Below are 4522 nucleotides of genomic sequence, written 5' to 3'. Positions count from 1 at the left end.
CAGAACCGTTGGCTGAGCTGACCGAGCTGACCACCCGACTCTGGCAGGAGGCCTCCCTTGTTCACGCGTCCGCGGCGATCGCGCTCGAAGAGCGCTACCTGACGCTGACCGCGGCATCCCTCGCTCCCGTGCGGGCGCGGCTCGCGGCGATCGTCGAGTCAGGCCAGCGGACGGGCCGGATGCGGCGCGACATCAGCGCCGCCACCCTCACCCGCTTGATCGAGGAGACAGCGCGCACACTCATCGTGCGCTGGGACGAACAGGATGCCGAGGCCACGGCTCAGCTGGCAGTGCGTGCGGTGCTCAGCATTGCCGGGCTGTCTTGGCAGGATGTCGATGCCCGGCTGCCGAACGTAGACAAGGGAGAGGCTCCCGATGCACGTTGAACTCTCGGACGTCAGCAAGGGCCGGCGCGGGATCGCACTCCCGCACATGAGCCTCGGCTACGGCAATGGCGTCGCCCGACTCGCCGTCGCCGAGACCGAACAGCGCCCCACCGTTCTCGGTCTCATCGCGGCGGGCAGGATGACACCCGACACCGGGACGGTCAGGATCGACGGACTTCCGGATCGGGGCGCGTTGCGTCGGCGAGTAGCCCTCGTCGACGCACCGGATGTCAGTGACCCCGCGCCCAACGTCACCGTGTGGGGCATCGTCGCTGAGGAACTCATGTTCGCGGGTCATCCAGCTTCGCCTCGCGCGGTGAAGCAGTGGCTGGTCGCCCACGACGCCGCTGCGCTCTCGCGTCTGCCGATCGCCGATGTGGCACCCGCTGCCCGCCTCCGGCTGCTGATGGAACTCGCAGTTCTCCGGCCGGGGGTGGAGGGTCTCGTCGTCGTTTCGCCCGATCGTCACGGTGGTCACCCGCAGCGGTGGTGGCAGATCGCCGTGGGCTTTGCCGATCGCGGCATAAGCGTTCTGGTGATCGCCGGCGCGGCCTCGGGGGCGGTGCTTGCTGACATCGCTCCACGTGCCGAGCTCGGCCCATCGGACGAGAGCGCGCTCCCCGAGGAGGATCGAGCATGAAGGTCCCCGCCATGATCGCCGCCGAGTTTCGGCGCCTGACCGCGACGCGCATGTCGATCATCGCCCTCCTGGCGCTCATGCTGGTCCCCGTGCTTTACGGCGGCGTCTATCTGTGGGCGAATCAGGACCCCTACGGCAGACTGAGCGAGGTTCCGGTTGCCCTGGTGAACCTCGACACCGGGGCTGAGAACGACGGCGCCAGTGTGAACTACGGCGATGAGGTAGCCGACAATCTCCTCCGTGACGGCAGCTTCGACTGGCAGGCCCTCGACACCGCCGCTGCCGAACAGGCTCTCACCGGCGGCTCGGTCGATTTCATCGTCACCATCCCGGCTGACTTCTCGACCGCGCTGGTATCTACCGCCGGCTCCGACCCTCACCAGGCCCGCTTGGAGCTCGAAACGAACGACGCGAACAACTATCTCGCCTCGACGATCGGCGACCAGGCGATCGAACGCATCCGCGCATCGGTGGCTCAGCTGGTCGGGCAAGAGGCCGCCTCCCGGCTGCTCACGGGAATCGCCGACATCCGCTCGAGTCTCGAGGATGCCGTCAGCGGCGCGACGCAACTGACCGACGGCACCGCGCAGGCATCCGACGGGTCCACACGCCTCGCCGACGGGGCGGCCGAGCTCGCATCCGGCCTCACGCAACTCTCGGACGCAGCCCCGCGCCTTGCCGAGGGTGCAGCACAGGTGTCCCAGGGGACCGCGACGCTGGCGGGCTACGCCGACCAGGCCAGCGCCGCCAGCCAGGAGGCGGTCAACGCGCTCCCGGCGGTCCGCCAGGACATCATCGATGCGCTCACCGCCGAGGGCCTGACCCCAGCCGAGATCGACGCAGTCCTCGCCCGCCTCGACCCGCTCGCCGGGGCTGTGCAGAACGCGAACGCCCGCGTACAGAACGCGGTGTTATCGGTCGACGCTCTCGCAGCCGGCGCCGCGCAGGTAGCCGCCGGTGCACAGCAGCTCTCCGGCGGGCTTCAGGATGCCGCCAGCGGCGGCGCGCAGCTGGATGCCGCCTCCCACACCCTCGCAGCGGGCCTGGGGCAGATCGACCAGGGCGCCGCGACGCTGCGGGAGGGCCTCGCCTCGGGAGTCGCGCAGATCCCCAATTCGGACGCTGCGCTTCGCGACGCGCAAGCGCAGACGATCGCCGATCCGGTCGCCGTGGAGACAGGCAAGGTAGCAGCCGCGGGAGACTACGGCGCGGGCCTTGCCCCCTTCTTCGCGGCCCTTGCCGGGTGGATCGGCATCTACGCACTCTTCCTGATCGTGAAGCCCATCTCGCGTCGCGCCGTGACAGCCCTGCACTCTCCGGTCCGGGTGACCCTCGCCGGATGGCTCACGCCGGGCCTTCTCGGCGGACTGCAGATGCTCGCCCTGTTCGGCATCCTCGCTGCTGCCCTCGGCTTCACGTTCTCGCATCCGCTGGCGACCCTCGGCGTGATGGTGTTCGCCTCACTCACCTACGCTGCGATCATCCTGGCCCTGAACGTCTGGCTCGGATCGGTAGGCCAGTTCCTGGGCCTTGTGCTCATGGTGCTGCAGCTGGTCACCGCCGGCGGGACCTTCCCGTGGCAGACGCTCCCGCAACCGCTTACCTGGCTGCATCACATCCTGCCGATGGGGTATGTCGTCGACGGGATGCGCCAGCTCATGTACGGCGGAGAGCTCGCGCGTGTGGGCACCGACCTCGGCATCCTGGCCCTCTGGCTGCTCGGTGCCCTCGCCGTTGCCACCATCGGGGTAGCCCGGATGACTCACGGGAGGACACTGCGGGACCTGCAGCCGAGCCTCATCGGCTGACTCGAACGCGGCGACGCGGGCTAGGATGACCACCTGACACCGAATCCCAGATCGACTGCGACGGCGTGTCCACCAGCCCCACCCGAGAGGCTTCAATGTCGAAGACCGCAGCCGCCCTCAGCGGAGATGCCCCGGACGCGCCGGTTCGCCCGCGCCTCGGCCGCCGCATCGGCCTCATCGCCTACAGCGTGTTCGTGGGGGTCGTCGTGCTCGCGCTGATCGCCGCGGGAGTCGGCGTGTGGTTCGTGAACCGCTCCTTCCCGCAGACCGAGGGAACGATCGCCCTGGACGGGCTTTCGGGCGCCGTCACCGTGCAGCGCTCCGAGCTCGGCATCCCGACGATCACCGCAAGCTCCACCGACGATCTGTTCTTCGCGCAGGGCTACGTCCACGCGCAGGACCGCTTCTGGGAGATGGACTTCCGCCGCCACGTCACCAGTGGCCGCCTGGCGGAGCTGTTCGGCGAGAGCCAGCTCGGCACCGATGCGTTCTTGCGGACTCTCGGCTGGCGCGAGATCGCCGAGCAGGAAGTGGCGGCGCTCGATGAGACCACGCTCTCGTACTACCAGTCCTACGCCGACGGGGTGAACGCGTATCTCGCGGACCGCGACGAGGCAGACATCTCACTGGAGTATGCAGTTCTCGGCCTTCAGAACGCCCCCTACGAGATCGAACCCTGGACTCCCGCCGATTCGGTCGCGTGGTTGAAAGCGATGGCCTGGGACCTCCGGTCCAACATCGAAACCGAGACCGAGCGCGCGTTGCTCGCCACCACCTACACCGATGAGCAGGTCCTCGAGCTGTACCCGCCCTACCCGTTCGACGAGAACCCGGTCATCGTCCCTGAGATCACTGACGTTCCGGCAGCGACCGAGACGGCGGATGCCGCGACCGCCGGCATCCGGTGGACCGAGGTGGCCGATGTCGTGAGCGCCGTCTCGACGCTGATCGGCGGCACGGGCGAGGGCATCGGTTCGAACTCCTGGGTGGTGGCCGGCGACTACACCGACACCGGGATGCCGCTGCTGGCCAACGACCCCCACCTCGGAGCCTCCCTGCCGAGCGTCTGGTACCAGGCCGGTCTGCGCTGCTCCGTCGTGAGTGACACGTGCCCGTTCGATGTCAGCGGCTTCAGCTTCTCGGGCGTGCCCGGCATCATCATCGGGCACAACGCATCGATCGCCTGGGGCTTCACCAACCTCACGACGGATGTCGTCGACCTCTACATCGAGAAGCTCGACGGCGACCAGTATTGGCGGGACGGGCAGCTCGTCGACCTCGACACCCGCACCGAGACACTGAAAGTCGCCGGCGGAGAGGATGTCGAGCTGACCATCCGCTCGACGGTGCACGGCCCGATCGTCTCGGGGCTGACCGCGGACTTCGACGCGATCGCTGCTGACCCCGTGGTCGGCACGGCAGGCGCCACCGTCACCCCGACGGCTGAGCCGGAGGGGGAGAGCGCCGTCAGCATCCAGTGGACCGCGCTGCAGCCGGGAACGACGGCCACGGCGATCTTCGAGCTGAACGCCGCCACCGATTTCACCGGGTTCCGCGCGGCCGCCGAGAAGTTCGTCGTGCCGGCCCAGAACCTCATCTACGCGGATGTCACGGGCAACATCGGCTACCAGACGCCGGGGCAGCTGCCGATCCGCGGCGCCGGCGACGGGTCCCTGCCCCAGCCCGGA

The 4522-nt window shown here is 68.8% G+C and carries 3 protein-coding genes and 1 pseudogene; all 4 read left to right on the top strand.

What is annotated here, in order from left to right:
• A pseudogene (locus B3587_RS15085) lies at nucleotides 1-386 on the top strand (hypothetical protein); the annotation flags it as partial.
• Nucleotides 376-1026 (top strand): hypothetical protein, encoded by a 651-nt coding sequence (locus B3587_RS15080; RefSeq protein WP_292730156.1) that lies wholly within the window; start codon nucleotides 376-378, stop codon nucleotides 1024-1026. The pseudogene B3587_RS15085 and the gene B3587_RS15080, both read left to right, overlap by 11 nt.
• Nucleotides 1023-2834, top strand: a complete 1812-nt coding sequence (locus tag B3587_RS15075; protein WP_292730153.1) for a YhgE/Pip family protein — start codon at nucleotides 1023-1025, stop codon at nucleotides 2832-2834. Before B3587_RS15080 ends, B3587_RS15075 begins: the two co-directional genes overlap by 4 nt.
• A gap of 95 nt (nucleotides 2835-2929) precedes the next feature.
• The coding region (locus tag B3587_RS15070) for a penicillin acylase family protein (protein ID WP_292730150.1) at nucleotides 2930-4522 on the top strand (1593 nt) is incomplete at its 3' end.

The organism is Microbacterium sp. UBA837 (assembly GCF_002296025.1).
In the GTDB taxonomy this organism is placed as follows: Bacteria; Actinomycetota; Actinomycetes; order Actinomycetales; family Microbacteriaceae; genus Microbacterium.
The sequence above is the reverse complement of the archived record's forward strand: the minus strand, read 5'-3'. Positions and strand labels throughout refer to the sequence as shown.

Bases quoted from the DNA above. Each gene is read 5' to 3' on its own strand.
- B3587_RS15080 (WP_292730156.1), top strand. From the start codon at position 376: ATGCACGTTGAACTCTCGGACGTCAGCAAGGGCCGGCGCGGGATCGCA.
- B3587_RS15075 (WP_292730153.1), top strand. From the start codon at position 1,023: ATGAAGGTCCCCGCCATGATCGCCGCCGAGTTTCGGCGCCTGACCGCG.